We start from the raw sequence: 15,693 nt of genomic DNA, 5'->3' as shown, positions 1-15,693 counted from the left end.
AACAAGCCAGCGTTTTCGTCACTTTTCATACTGAATATGGCCAAACTCCTGGGCAAAACGTTCCACTTGCTGCCAATCGGTGTATTCCACTTCTTTACTGCTGTCTGTTTCACCCCCGGTCATACGCATAATAAGTTGAATCATTACGCGATCGAGCCAGCGATAACGTGGATAACGCAGTGCGCCGGCAAACACGGCGCACTGTTTTGGCTGCCAAGGCGACGCCAGCAGGAACTTACGGGTATAAGCATTGGTCTGCGGGGAACGTTTGTCCGCTTTACGGGCGGTCAGGTTGACGCTAAAGAATGCGCTCGGCATCCGGTTCAATTGTTCAGCGTGGCGTTTGACGAACTTTCCCAATGTCGGATGGAAATGACCATAACGCACCGATGCGCCAATCAATACCTGCTGATACTGCGTGAGGTCAATATTATCCGCCTGCAGCAAATCGATCACATCGCAGCGCAGCGTATCCTGCAGTTTGTTTGCTATATAAGAGGCGATAGAACGTGTTTGCCCATCACGGCTAGAATAAAGAATCAGTGCCTTCACGGCGTTACTCCTTTTATCAAGGTCATTCGCGCCAGAACGTCGGCGTAAACAGAACCAGCAGTGTAAAGACCTCAAGGCGACCGAACAGCATCGTCAGAACCAGGATCCACTTTGCCGGTGCAGGCATGGTAGTAAAGTTATCCGCCACCACCCCCAACCCCGGCCCCAGGTTGTTCAGCGTCGCCGTCACAGCAGCGAAGGCAGAGAAATCATCCACACCGGTTGCGATAATGGCCAGCATGCTGACGATAAAGACCAACGCATAAGCCGAGAAGAATCCCCATACCGCCTCCAGGATCCGTTCCGGCAGTGCGCGGTTACCCAATTTTATCGTGTAAACCGCGTTAGGGTGCACCAGCCTTTTTAGCTCACGCGAGCCCTGCAAATAGAGCAACAGAATACGGATCACTTTCAGGCCGCCCCCCGTCGAACCGGCACAGCCACCGATAAAGGCAGAGCAAAGCAGCAACATCGGCAAGAATAACGGCCATTTGGAAATGCTGTCGGTAGTAAAGCCCGCCGTCGTCGCCATCGACACCACCTGGAAGAATGCCTGATTGAGCGTTTCCATACCGGTTTTGTAAACACCATGCCCCCAGAGTACGCCAGTGCAGACCACCACCAGCGTCAACTGGACGGCGATAAACATGCGAAACTCAGGATCACGCCAGTACACTTTCAGGCTGCGCCCGCTCAACAAGGCAAAGTGCAGGCCGTAGTTACAACCGGAGATCAGCAGGAAAATAGCAATAATGGTGTTGATGGTGGGACTGGCGTAGTAACCGATGCTGGCATCGTGGGTAGAGAAGCCGCCAATGGCGATGGTCGAGAAGCTATGGCCTATGGCGTCGAACATCGACATGCCGGCCCCCCAGAGCGCCAACGCGCAGGCAATGGTCAGCAGAACATAAATCAGCCACAGGGTTTTAGCCGTTTCGGCAATGCGCGGGCGCATTTTGTTATCTTTCAGCGGGCCCGGCATTTCAGCCCGGTACAACTGCATCCCCCCGACACCGAGGATCGGCAGTATCGCTACGGCCAACACAATGATCCCCATCCCGCCCATCCATTGCAGCATCTGCCGATAGAACAAGATGGCTTTGGGTAACGAGTCCAACCCCACCAAGGTTGTCGCCCCCGTGGTGGTCAAACCGGAAAACGACTCGAAGAAGGCATCGGTCAGCGACAGGTTAGGCCGCTCCGAAAATAAAAACGGCAATGCCCCGACGCTGCCCAGCACCGTCCAGAACAGCACCACGATCAAAAAGCCTTCCCGCGGTTTCAACTCGTGCTTTTGTTTACGGTTAGGCCACCACAGCATCAGGCCAATGGTCACCGCCACAAAGAAGGTCTGGCTGAAAGCCCGCCCTGCCCCATCGCGGTATATCAATGCCACCAGACCAGGAATAAACATCGTCCCGGAGAACAGGATGACCAACAAACCCACGATACGGGTAATAGCGCGAAAATGCATTTCAGCACGATCCTTAGCAATTCAGTTGGGGGGAATTATTGCGAAATGGGGGTTAATTGCAAATTACCGCGACTGAGATCACGTAATTTATTCCCGAACGCCTCAACGCCGGTGACCGGTAAAGCCAGATGCAGCACGACGGAGGCACCATATTCCCCCTGTACAATCCGCCCTTCTGTTTGCTGCAACAGATTCTCTACCAGTGCCAACTGAGCATAGTCGCATTGCAAAGTATATTCGGCCTGCGGGATCTTGTAGCTTACGGCCAACTGTTTTAATGCCTGCTGCACCCCGCTGCCGTAGGCTCTTACCAAACCGCCGGTGCCCAACTTGATACCGCCGTAGTAACGTACCACTACGGCGGTGATTTCGCCTATGCCACTACCCATAAGCTGCGCAAGGATAGGTTTACCCGCCGTGCCGGAGGGCTCCCCGTCATCTGAGAAGCCTAATTGCTGAGAATCGGTCGGCGGCCCGGCGACAAATGCCCAGCAATGGTGCCGCGCTGCCGGGTGCTCATCACGTACCTGCTGAATAAACGCCTTGGCCGTATCAACCCCGCTGGTCGGCGCCAGCAGGGTGATAAAACGGCTCTTCTTGATTTCCTCGCTGACGCTAATGGGGCCTGCGGGGATCGGATAAGGCTGCATCAGGCCAGGTTCAGGTCGCGCGTCATGTTCTCAATGCGCTTTTCATGGATCACGATATTGTCTTCAATACGGATACCACCATAAGGTTTCAGCGCATCGATACGATCCCAGGCAAAGTGTTGGCTGAATTCGCCGCTGCGCCACGGTGCCAGCAGGGATTCAATAAAGTAGAGGCCAGGTTCGATGGTCAACACCATGCCAGGTTGTAATACGCGGGTGCAGCGCAGGTATGGATATTTCGATGGCGCCGCCAGGTGGGTACCTTGTTCATCCTGCATAAAACCGGCTGAGTCGTGTACCTGCAGGCCCAGAGGGTGGCCCAAACCGTGCGGCAGGAATGGCGTGGTAAGCCCTTGTTCCACCATGGCTTCTTCGCTGATGCCGCTCACCAGTTTGTGGCTTTTAAGCAATTTGGCGATGCGCTGGTGCATCTGCACATGGTAATCGGTGTAACGCACACCGGCTTTGATGGTTTCCATCAGCGCCAACTGCTCGTTATTAAGATCTTTAACCAACTGGGCGAAATCGCTGCCGCTCTGGCCAGCATAAGTACGAGTCAGGTCGGCCGCATAGCCGTTATATTCCGCACCAGCATCGATCAAGAAGCTCAGCATTTCAGCCGGCGGTTGGTGATCCAGCGTGGTGTAATGCAGTACCGACGCATGCTCATTCAGCGCAACGATATTGTCGTAAGGCACATCGGTATCGCGATGGCCTGTCGCCGTGAGATAAGCCAGGTTGATATCAAACTCACTCATGCCTGACAGGAAAGCTTCGTGGGCAGCACGATGCCCCATAACCGCGGTCTTCTGCGCTTCACGCATGCAGGCCAGCTCGTAGCCGGTTTTGATTGAGCGATGGAAGTCGAAGTAGTTCAACACCGCTTTAGGGTTAACGTTCTCTGCCGAAATACCGAGATCGCGAGCGCGCTGTTGCGCATAACCGATATAGCCCACGCGCTCACGCTGGGCTGGCAGCTGCTGAGCGATATCGTCAGCATTGGCCAGCGGTATCAGTTCAACAGATTTGGTCCAGAAACTGTCCGGCAGCGGCTCAACGCTATGCCAGTAATCGACCGGCGAATAGAACCACAGCTTCGGTTTGTTAACGCCGTCCACCCACAGCCAGCAGTTTGGAACCGAAGTCACCGGTACCCAGGCTTTAAAATGCGCATTCACTTTGAACGGATAACTGCGGTCGTCCTGGAATATCCGCTGCAGTTCCCCTGAGTGAATCAGCAACGCGTCCAGTTTGTTGCGCGTTAACACTTCACGCGCGCGTTTTTGCAGTTCTGCCAGGTGGTCGTTATACAAAGAAGCCAGTGTTTCCATCACAATACCCTTTTACATACCATTAGAACGGAATGCCTCATCTTAGCACACCGTTCCTGCGTACCAACCTCATCGCCTCTGGCATGCGGGGCGCTTCGCAAATCACTGTAAATGTCGTTACATCCGCAGCTTAACAATTAACCAGGCGATAAAACCTGACGAGGCGATCGCGGCGGCCCACAGACCGTGATGCTCAAGCAAAACGGCACCGGCCGCAGCGATACCCGCCAGGCACTGCTGCAGAAACCCACACAACGCCATGGCATAGGCACCCTGCTCTTTGGCATCGCTGACGGCCATCGCCATACTGTTAGGGAACAATACCGCCTGGCCAAAAATCGTCAGGCAGTACAGCACAATGAATAACGCCATGCCGGAAAGCCCCACCAGCACACCGCTCCACCACAGCAGCATGATCGCGACGGTCGTCATAGCGACAATACTCGCTCCTACCTGCATTAGCCGTTTGCCGCCGAAACGCGCCACCGTCCGATTCACCGCCATCGCCCCGGTAAAGTAAGCTACGCCGATCACCAATCCCAGCGCCCCAAAGGCCGTCACGTTCAGACCAAACCCCTGCTGCATTAAAAACGGGCTCACCTCTTGCAGGGTTACCGTAGTCGCGAACCCTAATCCACCGACGCATGCCGGCCAGAAAAATCCCGGCCGACGCAAAATGCGCCAATAAGCCGTGGCCATCGGCGGACGAGGCCCCGCCCCCCTGCCAGCTTCCAACGGCAGCGTCTGCATAAGCAGCAGGATCGCCAGCCCGGTCAGCCCCATCAGTACAAAGCCCATTTGCCAGTGCGAATATTGGCTCAGCAACCCACCGATAAACTGCCCACCGCCCAACGCGGCGATAAAGGCAATCGATAATACCGAAAGGCGTCGTGCCAGCTCGTCGCCGCTCCAGTTATCGCGAACAATAATGCGTGCGATGATCGCGGCGCCCCCGGCGGCAATGCCCTGCAGTGCCCTCAGCACCAATAATTGGGTGCCATTGCTGCAAAACGCCAGCAGCGCGCTGCAACTGATAAACAACGCCAACGACAACGTCAGCGGCAGGCGCCGCCCAAAGCGATCGGCTGCCGCGCCCCAGAACAGCACCGGTAGCGCGGCGCCAATGACGAATATTGATATCGATAGCTCGGTGGCACGGCGCGTCATCGACAATTCCTGCATCACCGTCGGCAACGAAGGCAGATACACCGTTGTCGCCATCTGCGCCATGAAGACCAGCAAGCAGGCCAGCGTCATGGTTCTGGCGGGAAGACTCCAAAACCCACTCTGTTTTGCACATACCGCTTTACTCATTTCGCACCTCTGGGTATTTAGCGCTTCGCTCCGGCAAGTGTATGAGGGGTTTCCCACACCAGCAAATCACCATAACGCATAAAATATAACTTCGTTATAAATCAGAACATTAACCCATGGTCATGTGATCCGCCCTGCAAAAATGCAATCTCTTATTTGCATATTGTTAACATAAAAACCACACTCCTCATCATCTGGTCATACCAGATCAAACGCTGATTCAGGAGATAGACATGCTCTACCAAGGCGAAACATTACAACTGCACTGGCTCGACAACGGCATCGCCGAGCTGGTGTTCAATGCCCCAGGTTCTGTAAACAAGCTGGATACCCGCACCGTTGCCAGCCTGGGCGAAGCGCTCACGGTTTTGGAAAAGCAGACCGAGCTGAAAGGCCTACTGCTGCGTTCCACGAAAGCCGCCTTTATTGTCGGCGCCGATATCACCGAGTTCCTTTCTTTATTTGCGGCTCCAGCAGAAAAACTGCAGGAATGGCTGGTCTTTGCCAATAGCATCTTTAACCGGTTGGAAGATCTGCCGGTACCGACCATTTCGGCCATTAACGGCTATGCGCTCGGCGGCGGTTGCGAATGCATTTTGGCTACCGACTTCCGCGTCGCTTCACCGGATGCACGCATTGGCCTGCCGGAAACCAAACTGGGCATCATGCCCGGCTTCGGTGGTTCCGTACGTCTGCCACGCCTGTTGGGTAACGACAGCGCACTGGAGATCATCGCCGCCGGTAAAGACGTCAGCGCCAAAGACGCACTGAAGGTTGGCCTGGTAGATGCAGTGGTTGCCCCGGAAAAATTGGTCGATGCCGCGCTGAAAATGCTGCAACAGGCGATCGACGGCAAACTGGATTGGCGCGCTTATCGTCAGCCAAAGCTCGAGCCATTGAAGCTTAGCCCAATCGAAGCCGCCATGAGTTTCACCACCGCCAAAGGCATGGTGATGCAAACCGCGGGCAAACATTACCCGGCACCGATGACCGCGGTCAAAACCATTGAGGCCGCTGCCAAGCTGGGTCGCGATGAAGCGTTGAAATTGGAAACCGCCAGCTTTGTGCCATTGGCCCGCTCCAAAGAGGCGCGCGCCCTGGTCGGCATTTTCCTCAACGATCAGTTTGTGAAAAGCCAGGCGAAGAAGCGGGCGTTGAATGCTGAAGCACCGAAGCAAGCTGCTGTGTTGGGGGCCGGTATCATGGGTGGCGGCATCGCCTACCAGTCCGCGCTGAAAGGCGTGCCGGTGATCATGAAAGACATCAGCGACAAATCCCTGACGCTCGGCATGAATGAAGCCGCCAAGCTGCTGAACAAGCAGTTGGAGCGCGGCAAGTTGGACGGCATGAAGATGGCCCAGGTGCTGTCGACCATTCAGCCAACGCTGGACTATGCCGGTATCGAGCGCGCACAGGTCATCGTCGAAGCCGTGGTCGAGAATCCTAAGATCAAGGCGGCAGTGCTGTCCGAAGTGGAAGGCCTGATTGGCGAGGATACCGTCCTGGCCTCCAATACGTCGACCATTCCGATTAATCACTTGGCGAAATCGCTGAAACGTCCGCAGAATTTCTGCGGCATGCATTTCTTTAACCCGGTACACCGTATGCCGCTGGTAGAAATCATCCGCGGCGAGCAGACCAGCGACAGCACTATTGCTGCGGTGGTGGCCTACGCCAGTCGCATGGGTAAAACGCCGATTGTGGTGAATGACTGCCCGGGGTTCTTCGTCAACCGCGTGCTGTTCCCGTATTTCGCCGGTTTTAGCCTGCTGCTGCGCGACGGCGCGGATTTCCGTCAGATCGACAAAGTGATGGAAAAACAGTTTGGCTGGCCAATGGGCCCGGCTTATCTGCTCGACGTGGTGGGGATTGATACCGCGCACCATGCCCAGGCAGTGATGGCTTCCGGTTTCCCTGAGCGTATGGGCAAAGATTACCGTGACGCTATCGACGTGATGTTCGATAACCAGCGTTTCGGTCAGAAAAATCAGTTGGGCTTCTATCGTTACAGTCAGGACAACAAAGGCAAGCCGCGTAAAGACAACGATGAGCAAACCGATGCCCTGTTGGCGACCGTCAGCCAGCCACGTCAAACCGTCAGTGACGAAGAAATCATTGCCCGCATGATGATCCCGATGATCAATGAAGTGGTGCGTTGTCTGGAAGAAAACATCATCGCCAGCCCGGCCGAGGCCGATATGGCACTGGTCTACGGCATCGGTTTCCCGCCGTTCCACGGAGGGGTATTCCGCTACCTGGATACGCTTGGCACCACCCATTACGTCGAAATGGCTCAGCGTTACGCGCATCTTGGCGCTCTGTATCAGGTGCCTGCCGGCCTGCGTGCCAAAGCCGAACGTAATGAAAGCTACTACCCGGTGGCAGCGCCGCTGTCCGATGTCTCCACTGGCCAACCGGCATGAGGTCATAAAGATGGAAAACGTAGTTATTGTTGATGCCGTACGCACGCCGATGGGCCGCTCCAAGGGCGGTGCCTTCCGCCAGGTACGAGCCGAAGATCTTTCCGCTCACCTGATGCGTGCCGTACTGAGCCGCAATTCGGCGTTGGATGCAGCCGAAATTGACGACATTTACTGGGGTTGTGTGCAACAGACGCTGGAGCAGGGCTTTAACATCGCCCGTAACGCTTCGCTGCTGGCTGAGATCCCACACAGCGTACCGGCCGTAACCGTCAACCGGTTATGCGGCTCCTCCATGCAGGCGCTGCACGATGCAGCGCGCGCCATTATGGTCGGCGACGCGCACGTCAGCCTGATTGGCGGCGTCGAACATATGGGCCACGTGCCGATGAACCACGGGGTGGATTTCCACCCGGGGCTCAGCCGCAGCGTGGCAAAAGCCGCCGGCATGATGGGCCTTACCGCCGAGATGCTGGCCAAGATACACAATATCAGCCGTCAGATGCAGGACGAGTTCGCCGCGCGTTCGCACCAACGTGCGCATGCCGCCACCCTGGCCGGCTACTTCAAGAATGAAATTATTCCCACCACCGGCCACGACGCCGACGGTGTGCTGACCCGTTATGACTTCGACGAAGTGATCCGCCCGGAAACCACCGTTGAAAGCCTTGCGGCACTGCGCCCGGCATTCGATCCGGTCAACGGCACCGTGACCGCCGGCACCTCTTCGGCCTTGTCTGACGGGGCATCCGCCATGCTGCTGATGAGTGAATCTCGTGCCAGAGCGCTCGGTCTGAAAGCCCGTGCACGCATTCGCTCAATGGCGGTCGTCGGCTGCGATCCGTCCATTATGGGCTACGGCCCGGTGCCTGCCAGCAAGCTGGCGTTGAAGCGCGCCGGACTGACCGTGCAGGACATCGACCTGTTCGAACTGAACGAAGCCTTTGCTGCACAGTCATTGCCATGCATCAAGGATCTGGGCCTATTGGACAGCATCGATGACAAGATCAACTTGAACGGCGGCGCCATTGCACTGGGTCACCCGCTGGGTTGCTCGGGCTCCCGCATCTCTACCACCCTGCTGAACAACATGGAACGCCGCGATGTGCAGTTCGGTCTGGCGACCATGTGTATTGGCCTGGGCCAGGGGATTGCCACCGTCTTTGAACGCGTTTAGCTGTGTCTATTTGGCCTGACTGCGTCACACTTTAAACCGCAGCACGCCAACAAGTTTAGTTGCCGTACTTCCCGCCTGTCAGGGGCGGGTTTTTTTATGCCTGAAATCCGCAGACGGCCAATAAAAAAGGGCAGCCATTGGCCACCCCATTTTTTCCCGCTTCGCCGCTTAGATAAACGAGAAGGCGTCGCCAAACATGTGCGCTTCCAGCGCGCCACGTTCGGCACAGAAGCGTTCACGAGCGATTTTCGCCATCTCGAAACGACCGGCAATATAAATGTCGTGCTCCGCCAGCGTACCGAAATCCTGCAATACCGCACTGAGCACCGTGCCGCTACGGCCACGCCACTCTTCTTCCGGCTGTTCAACCACCGGAATGACTTTCAGGTTCGGATGCTGCACTGACAGCGCTTCCAGCTCGCTCAAATCATACAGGTGCTTGAGCTCGCGCCCGCCCCAATAGATAGAGATATCGCGGTCAGGCTGCTGCTCGAGTGCGGCCAACAGAATCGAGCGCGCATATGAGAAGCCGGTGCCGCCGGCGATCAACACCAGTGGACGGCTGCCCTCTTCACGCAGCCAGGCGTCACCGTGCGGAATATCAACGGTAATCGCCTGCTCTTTCAGAATGCGATCCATCACTGCCATGGCGTACAGATTCAGTTCCGAAGCACCGATATGCAGTTCAATATAATCCTGCTCTGTCGGGGTCGATGCCAGCGAGAACGGACGCTTGTCGCGCTCATCCATCACCACCATCAGATACTGCCCTGCCTTGAAAGAAAACGGCGCCTCTGGCACCAAACGTACCCGGTAAACCGTATCGGTAATGGCCTCTACGGAGGTCACTTTACAGCTCAATATTGTCATGCGTTCCCTCTGTCGGGTCATCAATGCAAAACTGAGAACAGAGCCTGACATACCCTTCATATTTGAAGCTGCATCTTTGTTGGCTTTTCTCGCTTACCCCAGTCACTTACTCAAGTAAGCTCTTGGGGTGCGCTGCGTTGCCGCCGCAATGCAACTCCAATTATTTTGGGTACATTATAATGTCGGTTCTCTGTCACTGAAAATTGCGAGCTCATCCCAGATGTCATCGATGCGCGCACGCACCTTTTCATCCATCTCAATCGGACGGCCCCATTCGCGCTCGGTTTCACCCGGCCATTTATTGGTGGCATCCAGCCCCATCTTCGAACCCAAACCGGAAACCGGTGAGGCGAAGTCCAGATAATCGATCGGCGTATTCTCCACCATCACGGTATCCCTTGCCGGATCCATTCTGGTGGTAATCGCCCAAATCACATCATTCCAGTCACGCGCATTGACGTCATCGTCGCAGACGATAACAAACTTGGTGTACATAAATTGACGCAGGAACGACCAGACGCCCATCATTACGCGTTTAGCATGACCAGCATACTGTTTCTTGATGGTCACCACCGCCAGACGATAAGAACAGCCTTCGGGCGGCAGATAGAAATCGACAATTTCCGGGAACTGCTTTTGCAGAATGGGAACGAAGACTTCGTTCAGCGCCACGCCCAGCACCGCAGGCTCATCCGGCGGACGGCCGGTGTAGGTCGAGTGGTAAATGGCATCGCGACGCTGGGTGATGTGAGTGATGGTAAATACCGGGAAGTGGTCGATCTCGTTGTAGTAACCGGTGTGATCGCCATACGGACCTTCCGGCGCCATTTCACCCGGTTCAATGTAGCCTTCCAACACGATTTCCGCGCTGGCCGGCACTTCCAAATCGCAGGAGAGGCACTTGACCACTTCGGTTTTGTTGCCACGCAGCAGCCCGGCAAAAGCATATTCAGACAGGGTATCCGGTACCGGCGTCACCGCGCCGAGGATAGTGGCGGGATCCGCCCCTAATGCCACCGCAACCGGGAAACGCTCACCAGGGTGCGCCTGACACCATTCCTGATAATCCAACGCGCCGCCACGGTGGGACAGCCAACGCATGATCACTTTATTTTTGCTCAGCACCTGCTGGCGATAGATGCCCAGATTCTGGCGCTCTTTTTGCGGCCCGCGGGTTACCGTCAGCCCCCAGGTGATCAGCGGCGCAGCGTCTTCCGGCCAGCAGTGCATCACCGGGATACGGCTGAGATCAACGTCATCGCCCTGCCATACTTGTTCCTGACAAGGGGCTGAACCCAACACCTTGGTCGGCATGTTCAACACTTGTTTGAACTTCGGCAGTTTGTCGAACAGATCGCGAAAGCCCTTCGGCGGCTCTGGCTCTTTCAGGAACGCCAGCAACTTGCCGACCTCGCGCAACGAGCTGACATCTTCCTGGCCCATGCCCATCGCAACGCGGTTGGCGGTACCGAACAGATTGCACAACACCGGCATATCGTACCCTTTAGGGTTTTCGAACAGCAGTGCCGGGCCGCCCGCACGTAAAGTACGATCGGCAATTTCTGTCATTTCCAGATAGGGATCAATCGGCTGGCTGATGCGTTTTAGTTCCCCTCTCTTTTCCAGCAACGAGAGGAAATCGCGTAAGTCACGGTATTTCATGCTGATCATTATAACGGCCAGTGAGGAGGGCATTATAAGCCCTCTTCACAGTTGTTGCTGCACTTTTGTTAAACACCGGTAAAGACATCGTCGGCGTTAGTGGCAGGTAAAGGGCACCAGCGGACGCAATGCCCGGGTATCGCGATATTCCTGAGTTTCCACACCGTGGCGGAACACCTTGAAACCTTGATCTCTGGCGCTAAAGTAACGCAGATCATTACCCTCAACGTGCAACAGGCTGCCCTCGCGCAGCGCCACCACGGATTCGCTCGGGTTAACCGCGCAGAACTCGGCCAGGCGTTCATCACGGGTTTCCCCCATGTGGCCGCTAATATGGGCGTCGATGTAATGTGGGTTAATCTGCACCGGGAACAGGCTCAGCGCTGGCAGTACGACGCTGTTACGCACCGGCATGTCATTGGTGGTGCGAATACTTGGTGTGGCAACGTTACACCCGGCGCTCCACCCCACGTAGGGCACGCTACGTTCACGAACCGCCCGTTGAATCGGGACGATTAGCCCGTTTTCATGCAGCATCTGGTTCAGCATCCAGGTATTGCCGCCGCTGACCAAAATGCATTCTGCCTGTTCAATCGCCGCCGCGGGAGAGTCGGCGTGGTGAATACTGGTGACCTTGATGCCGAGAATTTTCGCCAGTTCCTGTGCACGCTTATCGTAATCGCTGCGGATCATGGCATAGGGGATAAATACGGCGGACGTAATGCCACGGCGCGCGATCATCGCCAGCAAGTGGCTCTTGGCATAACCCAGCAGCTCATCCTCACCGGACAGCTTGCCGTTGCTCAACAAAAATAACTCCATTTTTCCCCCTCAATCGAAAACGATGAATAACGTCACACCCGACGAAAGCAGCACAAGGCATACTCCGACGGTAACAAATTTTTAGCCCTCTGTTATACCCAAGCCGTGCGAATAAGTGTGTGACCCCTCGCTAATTGCCAACGATTCATGCAGATAGCGGCCGTTACATGCTGAAACTTGCATCACTATGTATCCGTAATGGCTTTTGATATGCTTACCGGCTGACAGAAAGGCATGTGAAATTATGGAATCTTGGTACCTACTGTATTGCAAGCGCGGCCAACTTTTACGGGCGCAGGACCATTTGGAACGGCAGGAAGTGAACTGCCTGAGTCCGATCATAACGCTGGAAAAGATCGTACGCGGTAAACGCATTGCGGTCAGCGAACCCCTGTTTCCGAACTACCTGTTTGTGAAGTTCGATCCGGAGCGCATCCACACCACAACCATCAGTGCAACTCGTGGTGTCAGCCACTTTGTACGCTTTGGTTCAACGCCGACCACTATCCCGCAGAAAGTCATCGAAGAGCTGCAGACGCATACCGGTGAAACCTACGTCGATCCGGAAACGCCACAGCCGGGTGATAGCGTGTTAATCGTCGATGGCGTGTTCGAAGGGCTGAAGGCGATTTACACCGAGCCGGACGGCGAAGCCCGTTCGATGCTGCTGCTGAATCTGATCAACAAGCAGGTCAGCCAAAGCGTGGATAACCGGCAATTCCAAAAACTGTAATGCAAAAAGGCGCCCAGGGCGCCTTTTACATAGATGACTTACGCCTTAGCGCTGCATCGCTTCGTCATGCATCCACTGAGCGACTCGCTTGGCGAAGTAGGTCAGTACGCCATCGGCGCCGGCACGCTTAAAGCACATCAGCGATTCCATCACCGCCGGTTGCTCCTGCAACCAACCGTTTTGAATCGCCGCCATGTGCATCGCATACTCACCGGAAACCTGATAGGCGAAAGTCGGCACGCCAAAGGTATCCTTCACCCGACGCACTACATCGAGATACGGCATACCAGGCTTCACCATCACCATATCCGCACCTTCCTGCAGATCCTGTGCGATCTCCTGCAGCGCTTCGTCGCTGTTGGCCGGGTCCATCTGATAGGTTTTCTTGTTGCCGCCTTTCAGATTACCGCTGGAACCGAGCGCATCGCGGAACGGGCCATAGTAGCAAGACGCATATTTGGCGGAGTAAGCCATGATTTGAGTATTCACCAGGCCCTGATGTTCCAGGCGATCGCGGATCGCGCCGATACGGCCGTCCATCATGTCACTCGGTGCCACGATCTCTGCTCCGGCTTCCGCGTGAGACAGCGCCTGGCGAACCAAGATCTCTTTGGTGATGTCGTTAATGACATAACCTTGTTCGTCGATAACGCCGTCCTGACCGTGAGTGGTGTAGGGATCGAGCGCCACGTCCGTCAGAATACCCAGCTCAGGCACCGCGTCTTTCAGTGCACGCACCGTACGCTGTACCAGACCTTCCGGGTTATAAGCTTCTTCCGCATGCAGTGACTTCAGGCCAGGTTCAATCACCGGGAACAGGGAGATCACCGGCACGCCAAGCTTGGCGATGGCTTCCGCTTCTTTGATCAGCAGATCGATGCTCATACGCGATACGCCGGGCATCGATGCCACCGCTTCCTGACGGTTACTGCCTTCCATGACAAATACCGGATAAATCAGGTCGTTAACCGTCAGTTGGTTCTCGGCCACCAGGCGGCGGCTGAAATCGTGACGGCGCACACGGCGCATACGGCGACCCGGGAAGGTACCCGGAAATGCATAGCTCATAGTTTTCTCCTAACTCATTCCAGCCGGAATAGCCGGCGGGCGTTCTCATCGGTTTTCTGCCCCAGCCATTCGGGATCTTCTTGTCGCCAGGTAGCCACCTGCCGGACGATATGAGGCAAAAAACAGGGTTCGTTGCGGCGAGATGCAGGTTTCGGATGTAAATCCCGGGGCAACAGATAGGGTGCGTCGGTTTCCAACAACAGACGTTCGGCCGGGATCTGCGGCAGCAATGCACGCAACTCCAGGCCACGTCGCTCATCACAGACCCAACCGGTAATCCCGATCGACAGGCCCAGCGACAAGCAACTTTCTAATTCTTCGGCGGTGCCGGTAAAACAGTGCACCACCGCCGCGGGCAGTTTATCCAACCACGGCGTCAACAGTGCGGCAAAACGTGCGTGCGCATCACGGCAGTGAAGAAAAACCGGCATCTCCAGCTCCGCCGCCAGCGCCAGTTGGCCGCTGAATGCGCTCTCCTGCTGCTCTGGAGTAGAAAAGTTACGGTTAAAGTCTAGCCCGCATTCACCTATCGCTACGACCTGCTGCTGCGAGGCCAACTCGCGGATCCGCTCCGCGGTCTGCTCATTCCAACTGCTGGCCTGATGGGGATGCACACCGGCGGTGGACCAGCAGTAACCAGGATGCTGCTGCGCCAGTTCACAGGCAGCCTGGCTTTCCTGCAAATCAGTACCGGTAATCAATAGCCCTGTCACGCCTGCGGTTCGTGCGCGATCCAGCACCACTGGGCCGTCTTTGGCAAACTGTGAACTGGTGAGGTTTACGCCAATATCAAACATGGTTTTCCCAATGCAAAAGCCGCCCATCGGGCGGCTCAGGAGCAAACAAATTTAAGGTGCCGGAGGTTCGTCACCCTCGTCTTCTTCTTCCGGTTGCGGACGACGTTTACCGGTGTAGAAACGAGCAAAGAACACGCCCACTTCAAACAACAGATACATCGGAATGGCCAGCAGGGTTTGCGAGAACACATCCGGCGGGGTCAGAAGCATGCCGACCACGAAAGCCCCGACCAGAACGTAAGGACGTTTCTTTTTCAGATCTTCCGGTGAGGTGACGCCACTCCAGCACAGCAAAATAATGGCAACCGGCACCTCAAACGCCACGCCAAACGCCATAAACAGCGCCATGACGAAGTCGAGATAGTTATTGATGTCGGTGGCGATCATCACCCCGGCCGGCGCGGTTTTGGCAAAAAAGCCGAACGCCAGCGGGAAGACGATAAAGTAGGCAAAGGCCATGCCGAGATAAAACAGCAGGCTGCTGGAGACCAGTAAAGGCATCATCAGGCGACGTTCATGCTTATACAATGCCGGCGCAATGAAGGACCAGACCTGATACAAGATAACCGGTGCGGACACGAACACCGAGACGATCATCGTCAATTTGATCGGGGTAAAGAAAGGTGAGGCCACGTCTGTGGCGATCATGCTCGCCCCGGCAGGCAACTGCTTGATCAACGGCGCGGACACCAGTTGATAAATATCATTGGCGAAAAAAACCAGCACCAGGAAAATCGCCAGTATGCTGATAATCGAGTTTAACAACCGCTTACGCAGTTCTATCAGATGACTGATAAGGGGTTGGGTATCTTCAACAGCCATG

At 55.7% G+C, this 15,693-nt stretch carries 14 protein-coding genes; 3 read left to right on the top strand and 11 right to left on the bottom strand.

Annotated elements, in window-relative coordinates; translation table 11 throughout:
* Positions 1 to 18 precede the first annotated feature (18 nt).
* From hemG to AAZT04_RS22005, 5 genes are all read right to left on the bottom strand, one after another.
* Complete coding sequence (gene hemG / locus AAZT04_RS22025; RefSeq protein ID WP_020824857.1) at positions 19 to 552, bottom strand: menaquinone-dependent protoporphyrinogen IX dehydrogenase; 534 nt, start codon at positions 550 to 552, stop codon at positions 19 to 21.
* A gap of 22 nt (positions 553 to 574) precedes the next feature.
* A complete protein-coding gene (gene trkH, locus AAZT04_RS22020) occupies positions 575 to 2,026 on the bottom strand; it encodes a Trk system potassium transporter TrkH (protein WP_020824856.1) in 1,452 nt (483 codons plus the stop codon).
* Positions 2,027 to 2,061: 35 nt separating this feature from the next.
* Positions 2,062 to 2,676, bottom strand: coding sequence for an IMPACT family protein (locus AAZT04_RS22015; RefSeq protein WP_434681728.1), 615 nt, complete (start codon positions 2,674 to 2,676; stop codon positions 2,062 to 2,064).
* Positions 2,676 to 4,007, bottom strand: coding sequence for a Xaa-Pro dipeptidase (gene pepQ, locus AAZT04_RS22010; protein ID WP_020824854.1), 1,332 nt, complete (start codon positions 4,005 to 4,007; stop codon positions 2,676 to 2,678). The genes AAZT04_RS22015 and pepQ overlap by 1 nt, the downstream gene beginning before the upstream one ends.
* Positions 4,008 to 4,124: 117 nt before the next feature.
* On the bottom strand, positions 4,125 to 5,321 hold the full coding sequence (locus AAZT04_RS22005) for an MFS transporter (RefSeq protein ID WP_434681726.1): 1,197 nt from the start codon (positions 5,319 to 5,321) through the stop codon (positions 4,125 to 4,127).
* A gap of 233 nt (positions 5,322 to 5,554) precedes the next feature.
* Here AAZT04_RS22005 and fadB point away from each other — a divergent pair, with 233 nt between their 5' ends.
* Together fadB and fadA are read left to right on the top strand one after the other, a co-directional pair.
* Entirely contained in the window at positions 5,555 to 7,744 is a 2,190-nt protein-coding gene (gene fadB / locus AAZT04_RS22000) for a fatty acid oxidation complex subunit alpha FadB (protein ID WP_046374705.1), read from the top strand.
* Positions 7,745 to 7,754: 10 nt separating this feature from the next.
* A complete protein-coding gene (gene fadA / locus AAZT04_RS21995) occupies positions 7,755 to 8,918 on the top strand; it encodes an acetyl-CoA C-acyltransferase FadA (protein WP_176984530.1) in 1,164 nt (387 codons plus the stop codon).
* A 168-nt stretch (positions 8,919 to 9,086) separates the two neighbouring features.
* On the opposite strand, the gene fre is transcribed toward fadA, so the two are convergent.
* The 3 genes from fre to pepE form a co-directional block, all read right to left on the bottom strand.
* Positions 9,087 to 9,788 (bottom strand): NAD(P)H-flavin reductase, encoded by a 702-nt coding sequence (gene fre / locus AAZT04_RS21990; protein WP_020824850.1) that lies wholly within the window; start codon positions 9,786 to 9,788, stop codon positions 9,087 to 9,089.
* 174 nt (positions 9,789 to 9,962) lie between these two features.
* Positions 9,963 to 11,483, bottom strand: a complete 1,521-nt coding sequence (gene ubiD, locus AAZT04_RS21985) for a 4-hydroxy-3-polyprenylbenzoate decarboxylase (protein ID WP_020824849.1) — start codon at positions 11,481 to 11,483, stop codon at positions 9,963 to 9,965.
* Positions 11,484 to 11,546: 63 nt separating this feature from the next.
* Positions 11,547 to 12,272, bottom strand: coding sequence for a dipeptidase PepE (pepE, locus tag AAZT04_RS21980; RefSeq protein WP_129941161.1), 726 nt, complete (start codon positions 12,270 to 12,272; stop codon positions 11,547 to 11,549).
* Positions 12,273 to 12,516: 244 nt separating this feature from the next.
* On the opposite strand from pepE, the gene rfaH reads away from it, so the two are divergent.
* Positions 12,517 to 13,005 carry a transcription/translation regulatory transformer protein RfaH gene (gene rfaH / locus AAZT04_RS21975; protein ID WP_020824847.1) on the top strand — a complete coding sequence of 163 codons (489 nt, stop codon included), beginning with the start codon at positions 12,517 to 12,519 and terminating at the stop codon, positions 13,003 to 13,005.
* A gap of 45 nt (positions 13,006 to 13,050) precedes the next feature.
* Here rfaH and hemB read toward each other — a convergent pair whose 3' ends face one another.
* From hemB to tatC, 3 genes are read right to left on the bottom strand one after another with little or no spacing between them, the layout of a single operon-like run.
* Complete coding sequence (gene hemB, locus AAZT04_RS21970) at positions 13,051 to 14,073, bottom strand: porphobilinogen synthase (RefSeq protein ID WP_020824846.1); 1,023 nt, start codon at positions 14,071 to 14,073, stop codon at positions 13,051 to 13,053.
* Positions 14,074 to 14,087: 14 nt separating this feature from the next.
* The gene (gene tatD, locus AAZT04_RS21965; protein ID WP_262259369.1) at positions 14,088 to 14,870 is read right to left on the bottom strand and encodes a 3'-5' ssDNA/RNA exonuclease TatD; all 783 of its coding nucleotides are present in this window, start codon (positions 14,868 to 14,870) and stop codon (positions 14,088 to 14,090) included.
* Between the two features lie 51 nt (positions 14,871 to 14,921).
* A complete protein-coding gene (gene tatC, locus AAZT04_RS21960; RefSeq protein ID WP_012004722.1) occupies positions 14,922 to 15,692 on the bottom strand; it encodes a Sec-independent protein translocase subunit TatC in 771 nt (256 codons plus the stop codon).
* Position 15,693: the final 1 nt, after the last annotated feature.

The organism is Serratia sp. Je.1.23.a (assembly GCF_051129805.1).
GTDB lineage: Bacteria > Pseudomonadota > Gammaproteobacteria > Enterobacterales > Enterobacteriaceae > Serratia > Serratia liquefaciens.
Note: the sequence above shows the minus strand (reverse complement) of the source record. Positions and strands in the feature narration are given on the sequence as shown.